This window comes from Aquamicrobium sp. NLF2-7 (genome assembly GCF_022359935.1).
GTDB classification, from domain to species: Bacteria; Pseudomonadota; Alphaproteobacteria; order Rhizobiales; family Rhizobiaceae; genus Mesorhizobium; species Mesorhizobium lusatiense.
Genome location: NZ_JAKSED010000001.1, coordinates 2,005,261 through 2,024,720, shown reverse-complemented (window position 1 = coordinate 2,024,720; position 19,460 = coordinate 2,005,261). Strand labels below are relative to the sequence as shown.

The following is a 19,460-nucleotide window of genomic DNA, read 5'->3' as shown; positions in this document are numbered from 1 at the left end:
CTTGTTTACGTCCGGGCGCCCGAGGCCCGGCGGCGTCCGTCCCACTCGGCGACGAGCACGCCCGACAGCACCAGAACCAGCGCAATGGCGTGGTAGGCCTGAAATTCCTCGCCGAGGATGACGACCGCCAGCAGCGCGCCCCAGACCGGCAAAAGGTTGATGAACAGGCCGGCGCGGTTGCCGCCGATGATCTCGACGCCGCGTATGTAGAAGATCTGCGACAGCAGCGACGGGAACAGCAGGACATAGGCGATGATCGCCCAGCCCGTGGCATCGGGCAGGATCAGCGCTCCGGCCGCCGCTTCCGCCCAGAGCAGGGGCAGGGCGCTGATGAACGCGCCCGCGCACAGCGCCGCCATCAGGCTCATCCAGTGAAGCTGCGGCTTGCGCCGCAGGGCGGCGGTGTAGAAGCCGTAGGTCAGGATGGCGATGATCATGAGGGCGTCGCCGAAGTTGACGTCGAGCTGCAATATCCGCTCCGGTTCGCCATGCATGGCGGTGAGGATGATGCCCGCGAACGACAGCACGAAGCCGCCGAACTGGGCAAGCGTGGTGCGGGTGCCATAGAGCAGGTAGCTGAAAATGAAGACCAGCAGGGGGATGCCTCCCTGCTCGATGCTGGCATTGGTGGCGGAGGTGTAGAGGAGCGCGCTGTAGAGCGCCGCGCTGAAAATGGTGAACCCGATGGCGCCCATGGCCAGCAGATACCATTTGTGCTGGCGGATGACGGGCCAGTCCGCCTTGATCTCGCGGCGCCCGGCAACAGCCAGAACAACCAGCACGATGCCCCAGCGGATGGCGTTGAGGAACATCGGCGACACATGGCCGACCGCCATCTTGCCTGCAACGGAATTTCCCGCCCAGAACAATGTGGCGGCGGCCAGCAGGAGATAAGGGTTCTGTTTCATGGGATGGAAACCACCGGGACGGAAGGCAAGTGCGTTCGGGACGTTGTAATGGCTCTTCTTGCCAGATAAACCACTGCCAAGCCAAAATTGTTGTGCTGCCAGCGCCTCCAAACGGCAAACAAAGGTCGCGCGCAGCGTTTGTGGACGCTATAGAGGCCTGTCGTTTTTACGGGCGCGCTGGATTGCGGCCCGATTGAAGGGAAGAAGACATGGCCAATGTGGTGGTCGTCGGCTCGCAATGGGGCGACGAAGGCAAGGGCAAGATCGTGGACTGGCTGTCGGAGCGCGCCGATGTGGTGGTGCGCTTTCAGGGCGGGCACAATGCCGGGCATACGCTCGTCGTCGATGGCAACGTCTACAAGCTGTCACTGCTGCCTTCGGGCGTGGTGCGCAACAAGCTCTCCATCATCGGCAATGGCGTGGTCTTCGATCCGCACGCCTTCGTGGCCGAAGTGGCCAAGCTGCGCGGGCAGGGCGTGGAAATTAATCCCGACAACCTGAAAATCGCCGAAAACACCGCGCTTATTCTTTCCCTGCACAGGGAACTGGACGGTTTCCGCGAAGACGCGGCCTCCAATTCCGGAACGAAGATCGGAACGACGCGGCGCGGCATCGGTCCTGCCTATGAGGACAAGGTCGGTCGCCGTGGCATCAGGGTGATGGATCTGGCGGATATGGAAACACTGCCGGCAAAGGTGGACCGCCTGCTGACGCATCACAATGCGTTGCGCAAGGGGCTGGGCCATGCCGAGGTGGCGCATGAGGCGATCATGCAGGAACTGACGTCGGTGGCCGGCGAGATCCTGCCCTACATGGACAGGGTGTGGAAGGTGCTGGACGACTGCCGCAAGGCGGGCGAGCGCATCCTGTTCGAGGGCGCGCAGGGCACGCTGCTCGACATCGATCACGGCACCTATCCTTTCGTGACATCGTCCAACACGGTGGCCGGGCAGGCCGCCGCCGGCTCCGGCATCGGGCCCGGCGCGCTCAGCTACGTGCTCGGCATCACCAAGGCTTACACCACGCGCGTCGGCGAAGGCCCGTTCCCGACCGAGCAGGTCAACGAGATCGGCGAGTTCCTCGGCACGCGCGGTCATGAATTCGGCGTCGTCACCGGCCGCAAGCGCCGCTGCGGCTGGTTCGATGCCGTGCTGGTGCGCCAGGCCGTGGCCGTCAACGGCATCAAGGGCATCGCGCTCACCAAGCTCGACGTGCTCGACGGTCTCGACGAGATCAAGGTGTGCACCGGCTATATGCTCGACGGCGAGAAGATCGACTATCTGCCGGCCAGCCAGGGTGCGCAGGCTCGTGTGCAGCCCATCTACGAGACGCTGGAGGGCTGGAAGGAAACGACCGCCGGCGCGCGCAGCTGGAACGATCTGCCGGCGCAGGCAGTTAAGTATGTGCGCCACATCGAGGAACTGATCGGCGCCCCGGTGGCGCTGCTTTCCACCAGCCCGGAGCGGGACGACACGATACTTGTGACGGACCCGTTTCAGGATTAACTATGCCCGTTCGGCGGGGCGGGCCGTGGGCTCCGCGCTGCCGATGACAAGGACAGGTCGACTGTAGCATGGCAGATTTCGTTGCGGTTCTGAAGAAGACGCTCGGCGGTCTGGGTGAAACCACGCCCGAGATCCGGGCCAGGGTCTATGACAAGGCCCGTGCGACGATCGCTTCCAAGCTGGCCGCTCTGGACCCGCAGCCGCCGGAAGCGGTGGCCGAACGCCAGAAGAAGATGCTGGAGGACGCCATCGCCACGGTCGAGCGCGATTACGCGCCGCCGCCACCTCCACCGGAACCTGAGATCGACCCGCTGGCCGAGCTGGAGAACATCTTCTCCTCCATCGACCGCAACAAGAACCAGCAGACGCATACGGCTCCTGCCGTGTCTGCTCCGGTCATTGGCCGCACGCCCCCTGCGGCTGCGCTCGCGCAGACGTCGGCTCCAGCCCCGGCTCCGGCAAGATCGGAACCGACGGCGCCGACACCTGCTGCTTTCCCTGCCAAGACGCCTGCTTCTCCTCTCGCGTCGGAAAAGCCGGTGCCGCCTCCACCCGCTCCCGCGCCTGCCGAGGTCATGGGCGCAAAACCCTTTTCGGACCGTGCAGAGCCGGTTTCCCGCGCGGAACCGTTCCGGTCCGAGCCTGAAGTCGATGACGGCAAAGCCGATATCGGGCCAGATCATTCCCCTGCCGGCAACGCATATCCGCAGGATGATGACGATGAGCTGTTCGACATCCCGCCTGAGCCGCCTGTGGACCGCCAGCCCGAACTCGCGTTCGACTTCGAGGAGGAACGCGGCAGCAGAAGCTACCGGGGGCTGATCATCGGCCTGCTGGCACTGGTGGTTCTGGGCGGTGGCGGCTACGCGGCCTGGCTCAACAAGGACGCCCTCGGCACCATGTTCGCAAGCAGCGATGGCGATCCGAAGCCGATTGTCGTCAAGCCGGTCAAGGTGCCCCCGCCTGCCGAGAATACGGCCGATGCGCAGCCGGCAACGCCCGCGCCTGCGCCGGCTCCTGCTGCCCCTCCAGCAACCGGCAATGGCGAAGGTTCGGAAAAATTCACCCAGCGCCTGCTGCCCGACGGCAAGGAAACCGATCCCGGCCCGGCTGGTGGCGGCAGTTCCATCGGCGAGGGTTCCTCGGTCGTGGCGCTGACGACGCCTCCGCCTTCGGCAGCTCCCGATTCCAGCCAGCCGGCCGCACCTTCGCAGGCTCAGCAGGGTCAGACCGGGCAGGCAGGCGTGGCGGTCGGCCAGAAGGCGATCTATTACGAAGAGCGCACCAATGTCGCGCAGGGCTCCGCCGAGCCCGGCAATGTGGTGTGGTCGCTGGTTCAGGAATCACCGGGCGGCGACGAGCCGCCGGAGCCCGCCATCCGTGGCGAGGTCCAGGTTCCGGGCAAGGAGGTGCAGCTTCGCTTCACCATCCGCCGCAATGCTGACGACACCCTTCCCGCCAGCCACATCATCGAGATGATCTTCCTGACGCCCGACGGTTTCGAGGGCGGCGGCATCGACAATGTTCTGCGCATCGCGCTGAAGGCGGCCGAGCAGGAAGCGGGCAATCCGCTGATCGGCATCCCGGCCAAGATCGCGGACGGTTATTTCCTCGTCGCGCTCAACGACACGAAGGCGGATCAGGAAGCCAACCTGTCGCTGCTGCGCAATCAGGAATGGATCGACGTGCCGGTGATCTACAAGTCCGGCCGGCGTGCCCTGCTCACCATGGAAAAGGGCATTCCCGGCGACAAGGTCTTCGACGAGGCGATCAAGGCATGGCAGGCGAAAGCGTCCGGACAATGATGTCCGGGCGGGGCTGACAGCTTAAAGCCGCCGAGGGTTGCCGGGAGGGGCGTCCATGGAAATCGTTGTTCCCAGTGCCGCCAGTCTCGGCCTGTTCGTGGTCTCCGCCATCGCGCTACTCATCATTCCGGGGCCAGCGGTGCTTTACATCGTGGCGCGTTCGGTGGCGCAGGGGCGCAAGGCCGGGCTGGTTTCCGACATGGGCATCCATGTCGCCACGCTGGTTCACGTCGCTGCCGCAGCGCTCGGCCTTTCGGCGCTGCTCGCCTCCTCGGCCGTTGCCTTCTCCATCGTCAAATATGCCGGTGCCGCCTATCTGATCTGGATCGGCCTGCGCAAGATTTTCGGACGCGACGAAGAGGGCGGCGCGGACATGCAGATGAAGCCGCACAGCTATCCGCGCCTGTTTCGCGACGGCTTCGTCGTCAATCTGCTCAATCCCAAGACGGCTCTGTTCTTCCTGGCCTTCCTGCCGCAGTTCGTCGAGGTGGAGCGCGGGCATGTGGCCATGCAGATCGCCTTTCTGGGGCTGGTGTTCACGGCTCTCGGCGTGGTCAGCGACGGATGCTACGCTTTCGCGGCTGGCGCTCTGGGTGAGAGGCTGCGCCAAAGCCGCTCCTATGCCCGTTTCGAGCGCTATGTGAGCGGGGTTCTGTTCATCGGCCTTGGCGTCAGCGCCGCCTTCGCCGGGAACAACCGCAAATAGATCGGCCGTCAGGAATCGGGTCGCCAGCAGCCTGACCGCGTGGCAGGGACCAGCGCGCGGCATTTCTGCTCTGTCTGTTTGTTTTAGCCGCATTCATGCGACGCCCGCTGTTTTCAGCTGGCATGCGAAATGCCCGGGGTGAGACATGACGAAACCAGTTGCGGCAAACCGGCCGATGACCCCGGCGGAATGGGCAACCTTGTTGTGCCTGTCGCTGTTGTGGGGCGGGTCGTTCTTCTTCAATGCCATCGCGGTGCGGGAACTGCCGGTGTCCACCGTCGTGGTGGGGCGCGTGGTGGTGGCGGCGGTGCTGATGCTTGTCCTGTTGAGGGCGACGGGGCAGAAACTGCCGACCGGCCGGCGCATATGGGCGGCCTTTTTCGTCATCGGCCTTGCCAACAACGCCATTCCCTTTTCGCTGATCGTCGGCGGCCAGCAGCATATCGCGGCCGGCGTCGCCTCCATCCTCAACGCGGCGACGCCGCTGTTCACCGTGCTCTTCGCACATTTCCTGACTGCGGACGAAAAGATGACGGGCAACCGCTTCATCGGCGTGGTCATCGGCTTTCTGGGCGTTGCCGTCATGGTCGGCATCGATGCGGTGCAGGATCTGGGCAGCCACGTCACGGCGCAGCTGATGTGTCTGTCGGCCACGGTGTCCTATGCGCTGGCCAGCATTTATGGGCGGCGCTTCCGCACCATGGGCGTGGCGCCGCTGGTGACGGCAACCGGGCAGGTGGTGACCGCCAGCATCCTTTTGGTGCCGGTCATGCTGGTGGTGGACAGGCCGTGGGAACTGCCGATGCCGTCAATTGCAGCAATCGGCGCCGTGGCAGGGCTTGCGGTGCTTTCGACGGCGCTTGCCTATGTGCTGTTCTTCAGATTGCTGGCCTCGGCCGGAGCCAGCAATCTGGCACTGGTCACCTTCCTCGTGCCGGTCAGCGCCATCTTGCTGGGTTTCCTGCTCCTCAATGAGGTGGTGCTGCCGCGCCATCTGGCCGGCATGGCGCTGATCGGCCTCGGCCTCGCCGCGATCGACGGAAGGCTGTGGCGCGCGCTGACCGGATGGCGAGTGCCGCCGCCCGCGGACGGGGCCTGACCGATTTACCCTTCCAGCTCTTCGCGCAGCATTTCCAGTTCCAGCCATTCCTCCTCGAAGGCGGCGAGTGCCGCGCGCTCCTTGTCGAGGGCGGCGATGGTTTTCTGGAAACCTGTCGGGTCGCGGTCGTAGAAGCCCGGATCGGCGATCTGGTCTTCCAGCCGGTTGATCGTGTCGGTCGCGGCCTCGATTTTCTTCGGCAGGTTTTCGAGCGCGAACTTCTGCTTGAAGGACAGTTTTTTCGACGCAGCCTTCGCAGTGTCCTGCGATCTGGCGGCGGGCTTGTCGTCATCGCCTGAGGTGCGCGCGCGCAGCTTGCGGTCGTCAAGCTTTGAGGTTCCGCGCTGCGAGAGCATGTCGGAATAGCCGCCGGCATATTCGATCCAGCGTCCGTTCCCTTCGGGGACGATCACGCTGGTGACGGTCCGATCGAGGAAATCGCGGTCATGGCTGACGAGGATGACCGTGCCGGAAAAGCCCGCAACGAGTTCCTGCAGCAGTTCCAGCGTTTCCATGTCGAGGTCGTTGGTCGGCTCGTCCAGCACCAGAAGATTGGCCGGACGCGACAGCACGCGCGCCAGAAGCAGGCGGGCGCGCTCGCCGCCCGAAAGCTCGCGCACCGGCGTGCGCGCCTGTTCGGGCTTGAACAGGAAATCCTTCATGTAGGAGACAACATGGCGCTGCTCGCCATTGACGATCAGGCTCTCGCCGCGCCCATCAGTGAGATAATGGGCGAGCGTCTCGTTCGGATCGGCGGCCTCGCGCTTCTGGTCGAGGGTCGCGATCTCCAGATTGACGCCGAGGCGCACGCTGCCCGCATCCGGCTTCAATTCGCCGGTCAGCATCTTCAAAAGCGTGGTCTTGCCGGCACCATTGGGGCCGACGAGGCCGATGCGGTCGCCGCGCTGGATGCGGGTGGAGAAATCGCTGACGACGGTGAGCTCGCCAAAGCTCTTCGAGATCGACTTCGCCTCGATCACCAGCTTGCCGGATTCCGCCGCGTCGCTTGCCACCATGGTGGCAGCGCCTTCCGCCCCGCGATAGGTGCGGTGGCGCTGGCGCAGGGTCTGCAATTCGCCGAGGCGGCGCACATTGCGCTTGCGCCGGGCGGTGACGCCATAGCGCAGCCAGTGTTCCTCGCGCGCGATCTGGCGGCCAAGCTTGTGCTGGTCGCGCTCTTCCTCTTCGAGGATCTGGTCGCGCCATTCCTCGAAATGGGCAAAGCCCCGGTCGAGCCGCCTTGTCTGGCCGCGATCCAGCCAGACGGTGGCGCGCGACACGCGCTCGAGAAAGCGGCGGTCGTGCGAGATGATGACCAGCGCCGAGGAGGAACGGATCAGTTCCTCTTCCAGCCATTCGATGACATTGAGGTCGAGATGGTTGGTCGGCTCGTCGAGCAGCAGAATGTCGGGCTCCGGTGCCATGACGCGGGCAAGGGCGGCGCGGCGCGCCTCGCCGCCGGAAAGCTCGCCCGGTGCTTCATCGCCGCTGAGGCCCAGATGTTCGAGCAGATAGGTGGCGCGGTAGGGATCGTCGGCGGGGCCGAGACCTGCCTCGACATAGGCGCGCACCGTGGCGAAGCCGTCCATGTCGGGCGCCTGCGCCAGATAGCGGATGGTGGCTGTCGGCTGGCGGAAGACCTCGCCGTCCTGCGCCTCGGCCAGACCGGCCGCGATCTTCAGCAGCGTCGACTTGCCCGAACCGTTGCGCCCGACCAGCGCGATGCGGTCGCCGGGGGCTACGGTGAGGTCGGCGCCGTCGAGCAGCGGCGTGCCGCCGAAGGTCAGGCGGATGCCGGCGAGATTGAGAAGCGGGGGAGCCATGTCAGCCCTCTTTTGGGGTTGGAGCATTTTGCAGCCAGACTGCATCGTCTGGCGTCGCAGGAATGCGGCTAAACAGATAGCCTGAGAAACGAAACGGCATCAGTCAAAATGCCTGTTGCTGCGGTGGGTGGGCAACGAGCAGGGCGCGGCCCTGTTCAAGCCCCACGCCGAGCCGGCCGCGCACCTCGTTCGACATCGTCAGCGACGAACCGAACGGGACGCGCACGGCTTCAAGCGGCCATTTCGCGCCCTCAACCGTCAGGCCTGTCAGGTCCGAAAAGCCGAGGATCGAGAACAGCGTTCCGTCCGCATAATCGAAGATTGTGGTGCTGCCATGGGGAAGCGGGCGGCCTTCCTGCGTGCCGCTGGTCAGCAGCACCTCTGTTCCCGCCTCTGCCAGCCGCAGCGCCAGCGCAAGATGCAGGAACGCATGGTCGGCGCGTGCGCCGCCGAAAGCGCCGGCCAGCACCAGCGCGGTGGCGCCCTGTTCAAGGGCGATGTCCACCGCCAGTTCGCCGTCGGTGCTGTCCTTGTCGGATGGGAATTTCCGCGTCGGCACTGATGCCATATGCTCAGGCAGGTCCGGCGGCGCGGAATCAAAATCGCCCACCCACAGTTCGGGAACGATACCGAGCGCCTCGGCGTGGCGAATGCCGGAATCGGCGGCGATGACGCGCGTGCCGGCGATCTGGCGGTCAAGGGCGGGGGTGCGGACAAGCTCGCCGCCGAGAAGAATGGTGTATCGGCTCATGGGATCAGGGCATTAGCAGTCCCGCCGGAGGAACGGAAGAGCGGGGCGTCGCTCTTGCTTCCCGCCGCATGGGGGCCTATTTCTGAAGATGCTCTAACGGGGTGCCGGACGCGTCATCGCGGCCCGGCTGAGAGGCGAGACCACGCCAACCCGCTGAACCTGATCCGGTTTGTACCGGCGGAGGGATTAGAAGCTGTCGGAGATCCGGCGCCTCGACCCCCTGAAACGCAACCAAGGAGGCGCCGATGCGCACGATGCTCTTATCCTTTCTGTCAGTCGCGGCCCTGCTGGCCGCCGCGCCCGCTTCGGCGGAAGGCAGGCTCACCATCTACACCTATGACAGCTTCACCGCCGAGTGGGGTCCCGGCCCGCAGGTGAAGACGAATTTCGAGGCCGAATGCGGCTGCGAGGTCGATTTCGTCTCGGTGGCCGATGGGGTCGCCCTGCTCAACAGGGTGAAGCTCGAAGGCGCGTCCACGAAGGCCGACATCGTGCTCGGCCTCGACACCAATCTTACCGCCGAGGCGCGGGGCACAGGCCTGTTTGTCGCCAATGGCGCGACGCCGCAGGTCAACGTTCCGGGCGGCTGGGACGATGACATGTTCGTGCCCTATGACTACGGCTATTTCGCGGTGGTCTATGATACGGAAAAGCTGCCCAACCCGCCGGCCAGCCTCAAGGAACTGGTCGAGGGAGATGCGTCGCAGAAAATTGTCATTCAGGATCCGCGCACTTCGACGCCGGGCCTTGGCCTGCTTCTGTGGGTGCGCTCGGTCTATGGTGACGAGGCTGGTGCAGCATGGGAGAAGCTGAAGGGCCGCGTGCTGACGGTCACGCCGGGCTGGAGCGAGGCCTATGGGCTGTTCACCAAGGGCGAGGCGCCGATGGTGCTCTCTTACACGACGTCGCCCGCCTATCACATGATCGCCGACAAGAGCGACCGTTATCAGGCCGCCGCCTTCGCCGAAGGGCATTATCTCCAGGTCGAGGTGGCCGGCATCACCGTTACCGGAGCGAAGAACCCGCTGGCCGAAAAGTTCCTCGCCTTCATGACAGGTCCGGGTTTTCAGGACGCGGTGCCGGAAACACAGTGGATGTATCCGGCGGCGAAGACCGACAAGCCGCTCGATCCTGCCTTCGACAAGCTCGTGAAGCCGGCAAAGGCCCTGCAATTCAGCTCGCAGGAGGTCGCCGACAACCGCAAGGCATGGGTGGACGAGTGGCTGTCCGTGATGGGCAGGTAAGAAAACTTGGCCGATCGCGCCGCCTCTGCATACAGGGATCCGCGCGTCGCCGCCGGCATCGTAGCGCTGACGGCGATCTCGCTGCTGATCGGCGGCGCCTTCGCCGGGCTGATCGTCGAGGGCGCACGCGATCTTTCCGGCGCGATTGCCGCTTTCGATCCCTACCTGTTCAGGGTGGCCCGATTCACGCTGTGGCAGGCGCTGCTGTCGACGCTTTTGTCGGTTGTGCCGGCGCTGTTCGTGGCGCGGGCTCTGGTGCGCCATCCGGATTTTCCGGGGCGCGGGCTGATCCTTCAGCTTTTCGCCGTGCCGCTGGCGCTGCCGGCTCTGGTGGCCGCTCTCGGGGTGCTGGCGCTCTATGGCCGCGCCGGTTATTTCGCCGACTTTCTTTCGATGCTGGGTGGCGAAACATGGCCGGGCATCTACGGGCTTTCCGGTATTCTCGTGGCGCATGTGTTCTTCAATCTGCCGCTGGCCACGCGCCTGTTCGTCGAGGCCTTGCAGACCGTGCCGGCGGACCAGTGGCGGCTGGCCAGCCAGCTTGGCATGGGCGCGCGCGCCGGCTTCAGGCTGATCGAATGGCCGGTGCTGCGGCAGGCGCTGCCGGGTGTCGCCGGGCTGGTGTTCATGCTGTGCGTGACCTCCTTCACCATCGTTTTGACGCTCGGCGGCGGCCCGCGCGCCACCACACTGGAAGTGGCGATCTATCAGGCGTTGCGCTTCGACTTCGATCCCGCGCGCGCCGTGGCGCTGACCGCTTTGCAGATCGTGCTGACGCTCGCCATCGTCTTCGTTCTCAGCCGTTTCGGGGCCGGCACCGTGGCCGAGGCCAGCCTCTCGGTGGCGCCGCGGCGCTTCGTTTCGGTGAGCGGCGGAGAGACGGCGCTGAACGGTGCGTTGATCGTGCTGGCCCTTCTGTTCGTGGCCGGACCGATGGCGGCCACCGTGGCGGCGGGGCTGCAGGCCGAGCTTGGCCGTCTTGTCATGGAAGCGGCGGTGCAGCGTGCCGCGCTGACCAGTCTCGTCCTGGCGCTGTTGTCGGCCCTGCTCGCGGCAGCCCTCTCCATGGCGCTGGTGATGGCAAGGCAGGCGCTTGCCCTGCGCCGCGCCGGCGCGCGTAGGCCCTTGCTCGAATATCTCACCGATACCGGAGCAGGCTTCGTTCTGGTGGTGCCGCCCATCGTCGTCGGGGCGGGCTGGTTCATCTTGCTGCGCCATGTGGCCGATGTGTTCGCTTTCGCGCCCGTGCTGGTCGTCACCGTCAATGCGGTGATGGCGATGCCCTTTGCGCTGAGGGCATTGCGCCCGGCCTATGATGCGGCCAGCGCCCGTCACGAGCGGCTGTGCGCACAGCTCGGCATCGGCGGCTGGACGCGGTTCCGGCTGATCGACTGGCCTTCGCTGCGCCGGCCTCTGGCTACCGCCGCCGCCTTCGCCATGGCGTTGTCGCTGGGAGATCTGGGCGTCATCGCGCTGTTCGGCTCCGATGCGGTGCAGACGCTGCCCTATCTGCTTCTGGCGCGCATGGGCAGCTACCGCACGGCGGACGCGGCGGGGCTGGCGCTGCTTCTCGGGCTTGCCTGCCTTGCCCTGATGTTCCTGTCCGCCCGGCTGGCGAGGGAGACGAAGCCATGATCCAACCGGCTGCATCCGGCGTGGAGGTCCGTCTGGACAAGGTGGCCTTCAGCTATGGCGACACCGCGTTCGCCTTCAATGTGACGTTCCGGCCGGGCTGCATCACCGCCGTCATGGGGCCGAGCGGATCGGGCAAATCCACCCTTCTCAACCTGGTGGCCGGTTTCGAGATGCCGCAGAGCGGCCGGGTGCTGATCGGTACGCGCGACGTGACCGGCGCTCCGCCGGCGGCCCGGCCGGTCTCCATGGTGTTTCAGGAAAACAATCTGTTCGCGCATCTTTCGGTGGAGCAGAATGTCGGGCTCGGCCGCTCGCCGTCGCTGCGCCTCACCGATGCCGACCGTGCGGCTGTGGCGCAGGCGCTGGAGCGCACCGGGCTTTCCGGCAAGGGGCGACGGCTGCCGCGCGAACTGTCGGGCGGCGAGCGGCAGCGGGTGGCGCTGGCGCGGGTTCTGGTGCGCGAGCGGCCGGTGCTATTGCTCGACGAACCCTTCGCTTCGCTGGGGCCGGCCCTGCGCGAGGACATGCTGGATCTGGTGGCCGGTTTGCAGGCCGAGCGCAACATGACGGTGCTGTTCGTCACCCATCAGCCCGAGGATGCACGACGCATTTCGCACGACATGACCTTCATCGAAGCCGGCAAACCCGTGGCGAGCGGTCCGATCGGCGACTTCTTCGGCGAGGCTGGACCGGAGGCGTTCCGGCGCTATATCGGGCTTTCCTGAGGGTTGGCGCTCAGGTTTGCCCGCATGCGGACATAATTTGCCATCAATGCGACATTAGGGAATATGGCAGGACTGGCCGAATCGTGGCCGTTTGGTGCCTGATCAGGTCCGGGCGGGTGCGGCCGGCGCCACAGCCGTGGAAAGGAAGTTCAACTGTCGTCCGTCGTCAAGCCCGAACGCAAGCAGTTCCCGGCCCGAGCTTTGCTGCTCGGGGGCGTCGCTCTGGCGCTGGCGTCATGTCAGGCCATCGTGCCGCCGGACATGCAGGAATCGGCGTTCCGGCCATCCGCGAAGCCCGTGACGGTGGACAACGTTACCGCCAACAACAAGCTGGCGGAACTGGCGCGCGCGCAGCATCCCAGAATTCTGGCGACCTATGGCGGCGAATATTCCGATCCCAAGCTTGAGCGCATGGTGGCCAAGGTCATCGGCAGCCTGACCACGGTTTCGGCGAATCCGACTCAGAACTACCGCATCACCATTCTCAACTCGCCCAACGTCAACGCCTTCGCACTGCCGGGCGGCTATCTCTACATCACGCGCGGCCTTTTGGCGCTCGCCAATGATTCATCGGAGCTGGCGGCGGTGGTGGCGCACGAGATGGGCCACGTCACCGCCAATCACGGGCTCCAGAGGCAGCGTCTGGAGGCGGAAGAGGGACTGGCCACCAAGGTCGTTTCCGACGTTCTGGGTGACAGCCCGACCGCCAAGGCAGCCCTCATCCGCGGCAAGCTGAGGCTCGCCCAGTTCTCGCGCAATCAGGAACTGGAAGCTGACGTCATCGGCATCCGGTCGGTGGGCGAGGCGGGCTATGATCCTTATGCGGCGAGCCGCTTCCTGCAATCCATGTCGGCCTACACCGATTTCCGCTCGGTCAGCGGAGCGACCGACGCCAGTCTCGATTTCCTCGCGACACATCCGAACACGCCGCAGCGCATCGAACTGGCGTTGCGCCACGCGCGCCAGTTCGGCCAGCCGGGCACCGGCACGCGCGATCGCGACAGCTATCTGGCCGGGATAGACGGTCTGCTCTATGGCGACACGCCTGATGAAGGCTATGTGCGCGGCAACAATTTCCTCCATCCGAAGCTCGGCATCTCCTTCTCCGTGCCGGATGGCTTCATGATCGATAATTCGGCCGCCGCCGTGACCGCTACGGGTCCGGGCGACATGGCGGTGCGTTTCGACGGCGTCTCGCTCGATCCGAACCGGTCGCTGGCCGACTATATCCGCAGCGGCTGGGTGGCGGGCCTCGAAACGGATAGTGTGCGTGAAACGACTATCAACGGCAGCCCGGCGGCAACCGCGCGGGCGCGGGCCGAAGGCTGGCAGTTCGACGTCACCGTGATCCGGGCCGGCAGTCAGGTCTACCGGCTTTTGACCGCGGCACCCGCAGCCAGCACCTCGCTCGACAGCGTGGCCAGGGCGGTCGGCGGCTCCTTCCGGGTTCTTACGCAGGCGGAGAAGGATGCCCTGAAGCCGCTTCGCATCCGGGTTGTGACCGTCAGGCCAGGCCAGACCATGGGCATGCTGGCGGCGCAGATGGTGGGCGTCGATCGCAAGCTCGACCTGTTTCGGGTGCTGAATGCGCTGGCGCCGGGCGCGACGCTTTCAGCCGGAGACAAGGTCAAGATCGTTACCGACAGGTAAGTGCCGCCACGGCGTTCTTCCGTGTCGGCGCGTCGGCTATGCCGTCTGCCTCAGGCGATGATGTCGGGAATGATGCGATCTTCGAGCGTGCGCAGCCTGTCTTTCAGCGCCAGCTTCTTCTTCTTCATGCGCTGAATCTGCAACGGATCACAGCCCGTGGCGATCATGGCGTTTATCGCGGCGTCGAAATCGGCATGGTCCTGCTTCAAACGCGCAAATTCGAGTCGAATCTCGGCCTGTTCCTGCTCGGACATTACCTACCATATATAAAATTCGACGCCCGCCGCGTGCCGCAACGGGTATCCGATTAGGAGGGGGAGAGGCTCGAAAAAAACCGCTCGCTGGCAAATCACTACCACATTTTGGCCAAGGGTGGAATGCAACCCTTATGCGTTCGACAACCGCCGCCGTTGATGGCACAGTGTCATGCAGCCGTCACAAATGTGGACTGGCAACATCGGTGGCGGCCGCAATCGAGGAAACCATGAAAGGGAGAACCAATCATGTCTCTTGCATCCCATCTTGACGAACTCAGCAGGAAGCACAGCGATATCGAGCGGCAGATCAATGCGGCGATGCTGCATCCATCCATCGATGCTCTCGAAATCGCCAACCTGAAGCGACGCAAGCTGGCCCTCAAGGACGAGATTGAGAAACTCAAGTCCCAACCAACCTCTCACTGAATTTCCGCCGGCCTGACAGCCGGAAACAAGGCAGACCCGGTCAGCGGCGTCAGGCTGCTGGCTGGGCAGTCGTTTTGCCGGATCAACGGTCAGCCGCATCATGAGGATGTCTGCGGGCGCCCGCGCCTGATGTGATTTTCCATCACATGGCAGCCGCGTGCATTGGCGGCATTGACAAGATCGGTTGCGTCCTCCACCTCATGACAGAGTTTCGCGTGCCTGATCTGCGCGTGCCGGTGCCTGTTCTGCCGGTCACGGTATCCCGGACCGGTGTGCAGAATGTGTTGCAACAGGGTTTGCGACGCGTCCCGCGGGATGCGGACAAGTCCATGGAATAATGTCAGAGGCAGCCGGTATGACCGGGTATTTTTCCTCTCCGTTCCCGCGTCGCGCCTCGGTCGGCGTCGATGTCGGCGGCGTCATGGTCGGCGGCGATGCGCCTGTCGTGGTGCAGTCGATGACCAATACCGACACGGCCGACATCGACGGCACGGTCGCGCAGGTGGCCGCCCTGCATCGGGCCGGTTCCGAACTGGTGCGCATCACGGTGGACCGCGACGAGAGCGCCGCGGCCGTGCCGAAAATCCGCGACCGGTTGGCGCGGCTCGGCATCAACGTGCCGCTGGTCGGCGATTTCCACTACATCGGCCACAAGCTTCTGGCCGACCATCCCGCCTGCGCCGAAGCGCTGGCGAAGTACCGCATCAATCCCGGCAATGTCGGCTTCAAGGACAAGAAGGACAAGCAGTTCGCCGATATCGTGGAAATGGCGATCCGCTACGACAAGCCGGTGCGCATCGGTGTCAACTGGGGCTCGCTCGATCAGGAACTGCTGACGCGGCTGATGGACGAGAACCAGGCCAACGGCTTTCCGATGACCGCGCAGCAGGTGACGCGCGAGGCGATCGTGCAGTCGGCCATCCTGTCGGCGCATATGGCGGAAGAGATCGGCCTTGGCCGCAACCGCATCATCCTTTCGGCCAAGGTTAGCGGCGTGCAGGACCTGATCGCCGTCTATGCCGAGCTGGCACGGCGCTGCGACCATGCGCTGCATCTTGGCCTCACCGAAGCCGGCATGGGGTCGAAAGGCATTGTCGCCTCCTCGGCATCGATGGGCATCCTGCTCCAGCAGGGCATCGGCGACACCATTCGCATCTCGCTGACGCCCGAGCCCGGCGGCGACCGCACGCGCGAGGTGCAGGTGTCGCAGGAACTGCTCCAGACCATGGGCTTTCGCCAGTTCGTGCCGATCGTCGCCGCCTGTCCGGGCTGCGGGCGCACGACCTCGACCGTGTTTCAGGAACTGGCGCAGAACATCCAGGCGGACATTCGCCGCAACATGCCCGTGTGGCGCACGAAATATCCGGGCGTGGAACAGCTCAAGGTGGCCGTCATGGGCTGCATCGTCAACGGACCGGGCGAATCCAAGCATGCCGATATCGGCATATCTCTGCCCGGCACCGGCGAGACGCCCTCCGCACCCGTGTTCATCGACGGCCAGAAGGCGGCGACGCTGCGCGGACCCAACATCGCCGCCGATTTCGAGAAGATGGTTTCCGAATATATCGAAAACCGTTTCGGCATGGGGATCACGGCCAGAGCCGCCGAGTGACGCCATGCGTCTGGCCGCGCCGCTGATCGCTGTCCTGATCGGCGCCTGTGCCGCCAATGCCGCCTGTGCAGATCCGCCGAGGCCGGCGCGGGAGCGGCTGATAGACCGGGTATGTGACCTCATCGAGTTTCATTCGGAACGCGCCGGGCTGCCGCGTGATTTCTTCGCGCGGCTGATCTGGAAGGAAAGCCGCTTCGATCCCAATGCGGTGAGCCCGGTGGGCGCGGAAGGCATTGCCCAGTTCATGCCGGGCACCGCGAAGATGCGAGGGCTGGCCGATTCCTTCGACATCGAGCAGGCAATCCCGGCCTCGGCCGCCTATCTGGGCGAACTGAAGCGGAGTTTCGGCAATCTGGGACTGGCTGCCGCTGCCTACAATGCCGGCGAGAACCGGGTGGCGCGATGGCTTTCCTCCGGCGGTTTCCTGCCGCTGGAGACGGAAAACTACGTGCTCGACATCATGGGCGAGCCGGCCGATGTGTTTTCGGACAGGGCCTATGCCGGCAAGGTGCAGCCGCTGCATACCGCGCTCGGCTTCGGCCCGGCCTGCCGGCGCCTGCCGGTTTCCGCGCCGTCGACCATCGCCATGGCGACGGTGACGGTCCAGCCATGGGGCGTGCAGGTGGCCGGCGGCTTCAACCGGGCGGCGGTGATCCGGCAGTGGCAGCGCTTGCAGGCGCGCCATTCCAGCGTGCTCGAAGGGCATGATCCGGTGTTGAGCCGGGTGCGCTCGCCGCGCGGACGGCGTGGCATCTATGCGGTGCGCATCGGTGCGGAAAGCCGTTCGCAAGCCGACACGATCTGCCAGAAGCTGCGCGGCTCCGGCGGCTCCTGCGTGGTGCTGCGCAACCGCTGAGGACTGAAGATCAGCCCGTTCTGGCAGTCAGCGTCTCGCCCAGCCAGTTGCCGATCTTGGCGGCCAGCCGGTCGGGCGATACGGGCTTGGGAAGGTAATCGTCCATGCCGGAATCGAGGCATTTTTCGCGGTCGCCCTTGAGGGCGTGTGCCGTCACGCCGATGATCGGGATGCGGTGGCCGCTGACAGCTTCCGAGGCCCGGATGGCGCGGGTTGCCTCATATCCGTTCATGTCGGGCATCGAGACATCCATGAGGATCAGCCTCGGATTCAGCGCCCGGTGCATGTCGATCGCAGTGCGGCCGTTGCCGGCGATGCGATAGCTGAGGCCGAGCCCATTGAGGATCTGGCTGAACACCAGCTGGTTCACCTCATTGTCCTCAGCAATCAGGATGTCGATCGATCCGTCAGCCATATCATTGCCTGAAACCGAAACGAGGACCGGCTTCTCGATCTTCCGCACGGCCTGTAAAGGCCGTGGCGGTTCGCGCACGAACTGTGTCGCACCCGGCTGCATGCGCGCCTTCTGGATGGTCGATATGATGGTTCCCAGGAGCACGACCGAGCGGGCCGGCTTGGTGAGGTGCGCGGCGATGCCGTAATCGATGACCAGACGGCCGAAATCCACCTGATCGACCGATGTCAGGAGCACCACGGGTATGGAGGAGAAGCGGCTGTCGGCGGCAAGCGCGCGCGCCACGTCCGCGCCGTTCATGCCCGGCATCTGGTAGTCGAGGATGATGCAGTCGACGCAGGCGCCGAGCTGGCTCGCCCGTTCGAGGAAGGCGAGGCCGACGGCGCCGCTTTCGGCGGCCGCGCAATCGAAGCCCCAGCTCCGCAGCTGTTCCAGCAAGATGTCGCGGTTGACTGGATTGTCGTCGATGATCAGCACCCGCGCGCCGGTCACGTCTCCGGGGACGTTCTCGTCCTCGACATGGGTGTCGTGGACCGGCATCGGCACCCTGAACCAGAAGATGGAACCGCGGCCCGGCTCGCTGCTCACGCCCATCTCGCCGCCCATCAGCTCCACCAGCCGCGCGCCGATGGCGAGGCCGAGGCCGGTGCCCTCGTGGCGGCGGGTCGAGGAGGCGTCCACCTGCGCGAATTTCTCGAATACGCTTTCCAGCTTTTCCGCGGGAATGCCGATGCCGGTGTCCTCGACGCTGACCTTCAGCATTGCGATGCCGTCCACAACCTCGCCGCTGACATCGACCAGGACATGGCCCTTTTCGGTGAATTTCACGGCATTGCCGAGCAGGTTGGTGATGATCTGGCGCAGGCGGCCGGCATCACCCACCATGAAATGCGGCAGGCGGGGATCGACACGCACGATCAGTTCGAGGTTCTTCTCGGCGACGCGCGCCGAAACCAGCGTGGCCACGTCCTCCACGGCTTCGCTCAGCCGGAAGGGCGCGGGGCTCAGCGTCAGCTGGCCGGCATTGATCTTGGAGAAGTCCAGAATGTCGTTGATGATGGTCAGCAACGCATGGCCGGATTTCACGATCACGTCGGTAAAGGTCTTCTGGCGCGGGGTCAGGTCGGTATTGGCCAGCAGTTCCGCCATGCCGAGAACGCCATTCATCGGCGTACGGATCTCATGGCTCATATTGGCCAGGAACTCGGATTTGGCGCGATCGGCTTCCTCGGCGCGCTTGAGCGATTCCGCCGTGCGGGCGAAGGCGCGCCGGATGGCCTTTTCCATCGGCCGGAAGATCCAGAAGGTGACGCCCGCCAGCGTCAGCGCGAAGACGATCGTTCCCCACATGAGCAGGTTTGATGAGCGGGCATCGGCCAGCCGGCGCTCGCCGTCCAGCGCGACGCGCGCCCGCATCAGCAGGGGCTGCGCAAACAGGGTGTTCTGGTTGAGGATGTCGCGATGGTTCCAGTCGTCGAGGCTTTTTGCCTGCGTCATCAGCGCGAGGTTGCGGGCCATGTCGCGCGCCGACCACATGAGATCGCGATTGACCGAGGCCGCCGCAAGCGCGTCGGTCGTTTTTTGCGTCATCCGGGGCGTAAGTTCCGCCAGATCGTCGGTGATTTCCTCGATGCCCTGCATCAGCTTGCGGGCATGCAGGCCGGCCGACCCGGTGAATTCTTCCTTCGCCGTGACGTGCCATGCGGATGCGGCGTTCTCAGCGAAGTTCGCCGCGTTGTCGAGGCTGGTGCCGAAGCTGGCGATGAGCGCGCTCAGCATGTCGACGCGGTTGCGGTAGGTGTTGATGTGGTTGAGGGTCGCGATGAGGCCGATCACCGACAGCGCCAGCACGGTGAGGCCGGAAAGATATCTGATCCGGACCGACCGGATGAACGACGAATATTCCGGCATGCGCAGTCCCCAGCCCATCTACGCAATTCCAGAGCGTGTCGCGATCTTTCGAATTCGCGCCTTACGCTTCAGGTCTTGTTCTGCGCATGTCGTTGCCCCGAAAGCGGTTCACACTTTCGGGCGACATGCGTG

The 19,460-nt window shown here is 64.9% G+C and carries 16 protein-coding genes and 1 riboswitch; of the genes, 11 read left to right on the top strand and 5 right to left on the bottom strand.

Annotation, left to right across the window (positions count from 1 at the left end; translation table 11 throughout):
• Window positions 1-5 precede the first annotated feature (5 nt).
• Entirely contained in the window at window positions 6-908 is a 903-nt protein-coding gene (locus MIC97_RS10055; RefSeq protein WP_239799897.1) for a DMT family transporter, read from the bottom strand.
• Between the two features lie 209 nt (window positions 909-1,117).
• Between MIC97_RS10055 and MIC97_RS10050 the strand changes: the two genes are divergently transcribed.
• The 4 genes from MIC97_RS10050 to MIC97_RS10035 all read left to right on the top strand — a co-directional run bounded on the left by MIC97_RS10050 (window position 1,118) and on the right by MIC97_RS10035 (window position 6,023).
• Complete coding sequence (locus tag MIC97_RS10050; protein ID WP_239799896.1) at window positions 1,118-2,413, top strand: adenylosuccinate synthase; 1,296 nt, start codon at window positions 1,118-1,120, stop codon at window positions 2,411-2,413.
• 68 nt (window positions 2,414-2,481) lie between these two features.
• Complete coding sequence (locus MIC97_RS10045; protein WP_239799895.1) at window positions 2,482-4,218, top strand: hypothetical protein; 1,737 nt, start codon at window positions 2,482-2,484, stop codon at window positions 4,216-4,218.
• 55 nt (window positions 4,219-4,273) lie between these two features.
• Window positions 4,274-4,924: a LysE family translocator gene (locus tag MIC97_RS10040; RefSeq protein WP_239799894.1), complete on the top strand. Its 651-nt coding sequence runs from the start codon at window positions 4,274-4,276 to the stop codon at window positions 4,922-4,924.
• Window positions 4,925-5,069: 145 nt separating this feature from the next.
• Window positions 5,070-6,023 (top strand): DMT family transporter, encoded by a 954-nt coding sequence (locus MIC97_RS10035; RefSeq protein WP_239799893.1) that lies wholly within the window; start codon window positions 5,070-5,072, stop codon window positions 6,021-6,023.
• A 5-nt stretch (window positions 6,024-6,028) separates the two neighbouring features.
• Here MIC97_RS10035 and MIC97_RS10030 read toward each other — a convergent pair whose 3' ends face one another.
• Complete coding sequence (locus MIC97_RS10030; protein ID WP_239799892.1) at window positions 6,029-7,846, bottom strand: ATP-binding cassette domain-containing protein; 1,818 nt, start codon at window positions 7,844-7,846, stop codon at window positions 6,029-6,031.
• A 103-nt stretch (window positions 7,847-7,949) separates the two neighbouring features.
• Window positions 7,950-8,597 (bottom strand): thiamine diphosphokinase, encoded by a 648-nt coding sequence (locus MIC97_RS10025; protein WP_239799891.1) that lies wholly within the window; start codon window positions 8,595-8,597, stop codon window positions 7,950-7,952.
• A gap of 87 nt (window positions 8,598-8,684) precedes the next feature.
• A riboswitch (TPP riboswitch) is annotated at window positions 8,685-8,800 on the top strand.
• Between the two features lie 42 nt (window positions 8,801-8,842).
• Between MIC97_RS10025 and thiB the strand changes: the two genes are divergently transcribed.
• The 4 genes from thiB (at window position 8,843) to MIC97_RS10005 (ending at window position 13,851) form a co-directional block, all read left to right on the top strand.
• Window positions 8,843-9,841, top strand: coding sequence for a thiamine ABC transporter substrate binding subunit (gene thiB, locus MIC97_RS10020; RefSeq protein WP_239799890.1), 999 nt, complete (start codon window positions 8,843-8,845; stop codon window positions 9,839-9,841).
• A 6-nt stretch (window positions 9,842-9,847) separates the two neighbouring features.
• Window positions 9,848-11,476: a thiamine/thiamine pyrophosphate ABC transporter permease gene (gene thiP, locus MIC97_RS10015; RefSeq protein WP_239799889.1), complete on the top strand. Its 1,629-nt coding sequence runs from the start codon at window positions 9,848-9,850 to the stop codon at window positions 11,474-11,476.
• Window positions 11,473-12,201 carry a thiamine ABC transporter ATP-binding protein gene (gene thiQ, locus MIC97_RS10010; protein WP_239799888.1) on the top strand — a complete coding sequence of 243 codons (729 nt, stop codon included), beginning with the start codon at window positions 11,473-11,475 and terminating at the stop codon, window positions 12,199-12,201. Before thiP ends, thiQ begins: the two co-directional genes overlap by 4 nt.
• A gap of 261 nt (window positions 12,202-12,462) precedes the next feature.
• Complete coding sequence (locus MIC97_RS10005) at window positions 12,463-13,851, top strand: M48 family metalloprotease (RefSeq protein ID WP_239801092.1); 1,389 nt, start codon at window positions 12,463-12,465, stop codon at window positions 13,849-13,851.
• Between the two features lie 50 nt (window positions 13,852-13,901).
• Here the strand turns inward: MIC97_RS10005 and MIC97_RS10000 are convergent, their stop codons facing one another.
• Window positions 13,902-14,105 (bottom strand): YdcH family protein, encoded by a 204-nt coding sequence (locus tag MIC97_RS10000; RefSeq protein ID WP_183825234.1) that lies wholly within the window; start codon window positions 14,103-14,105, stop codon window positions 13,902-13,904.
• A gap of 249 nt (window positions 14,106-14,354) precedes the next feature.
• On the opposite strand from MIC97_RS10000, the gene MIC97_RS09995 reads away from it, so the two are divergent.
• From MIC97_RS09995 to MIC97_RS09985, 3 genes are all read left to right on the top strand, one after another.
• A complete protein-coding gene (locus MIC97_RS09995; RefSeq protein ID WP_183825231.1) occupies window positions 14,355-14,534 on the top strand; it encodes a DUF465 domain-containing protein in 180 nt (59 codons plus the stop codon).
• 355 nt (window positions 14,535-14,889) lie between these two features.
• On the top strand, window positions 14,890-16,146 hold the full coding sequence (gene ispG / locus MIC97_RS09990; protein WP_183825228.1) for a flavodoxin-dependent (E)-4-hydroxy-3-methylbut-2-enyl-diphosphate synthase: 1,257 nt from the start codon (window positions 14,890-14,892) through the stop codon (window positions 16,144-16,146).
• Window positions 16,147-16,150: 4 nt separating this feature from the next.
• Entirely contained in the window at window positions 16,151-17,002 is an 852-nt protein-coding gene (locus MIC97_RS09985) for a lytic transglycosylase domain-containing protein (RefSeq protein WP_239799887.1), read from the top strand.
• A gap of 10 nt (window positions 17,003-17,012) precedes the next feature.
• Here the strand turns inward: MIC97_RS09985 and MIC97_RS09980 are convergent, their stop codons facing one another.
• Entirely contained in the window at window positions 17,013-19,328 is a 2,316-nt protein-coding gene (locus tag MIC97_RS09980) for a response regulator (RefSeq protein WP_239801091.1), read from the bottom strand.
• Window positions 19,329-19,460: the final 132 nt, after the last annotated feature.

Coding starts and splice junctions, on each gene's coding strand:
- thiQ (WP_239799888.1), top strand. CDS start 11,473: ATGATCCAACCGGCTGCATCCGGCGTGGAGGTCCGTCTGGACAAGGTG.
- MIC97_RS09985 (WP_239799887.1), top strand. CDS start 16,151: ATGCGTCTGGCCGCGCCGCTGATCGCTGTCCTGATCGGCGCCTGTGCC.
- MIC97_RS10040 (WP_239799894.1), top strand. CDS start 4,274: ATGGAAATCGTTGTTCCCAGTGCCGCCAGTCTCGGCCTGTTCGTGGTC.
- MIC97_RS10050 (WP_239799896.1), top strand. CDS start 1,118: ATGGCCAATGTGGTGGTCGTCGGCTCGCAATGGGGCGACGAAGGCAAG.
- MIC97_RS10045 (WP_239799895.1), top strand. CDS start 2,482: ATGGCAGATTTCGTTGCGGTTCTGAAGAAGACGCTCGGCGGTCTGGGT.
- thiB (WP_239799890.1), top strand. CDS start 8,843: ATGCGCACGATGCTCTTATCCTTTCTGTCAGTCGCGGCCCTGCTGGCC.
- MIC97_RS10035 (WP_239799893.1), top strand. CDS start 5,070: ATGACGAAACCAGTTGCGGCAAACCGGCCGATGACCCCGGCGGAATGG.
- ispG (WP_183825228.1), top strand. CDS start 14,890: ATGACCGGGTATTTTTCCTCTCCGTTCCCGCGTCGCGCCTCGGTCGGC.
- MIC97_RS09995 (WP_183825231.1), top strand. CDS start 14,355: ATGTCTCTTGCATCCCATCTTGACGAACTCAGCAGGAAGCACAGCGAT.
- MIC97_RS09980 (WP_239801091.1), bottom strand. CDS start 19,328: ATGCCGGAATATTCGTCGTTCATCCGGTCGGTCCGGATCAGATATCTT.
- MIC97_RS10025 (WP_239799891.1), bottom strand. CDS start 8,597: ATGAGCCGATACACCATTCTTCTCGGCGGCGAGCTTGTCCGCACCCCC.
- MIC97_RS10030 (WP_239799892.1), bottom strand. CDS start 7,846: ATGGCTCCCCCGCTTCTCAATCTCGCCGGCATCCGCCTGACCTTCGGC.
- MIC97_RS10055 (WP_239799897.1), bottom strand. CDS start 908: ATGAAACAGAACCCTTATCTCCTGCTGGCCGCCGCCACATTGTTCTGG.
- MIC97_RS10000 (WP_183825234.1), bottom strand. CDS start 14,105: ATGTCCGAGCAGGAACAGGCCGAGATTCGACTCGAATTTGCGCGTTTG.
- MIC97_RS10005 (WP_239801092.1), top strand. CDS start 12,463: ATGCAGGAATCGGCGTTCCGGCCATCCGCGAAGCCCGTGACGGTGGAC.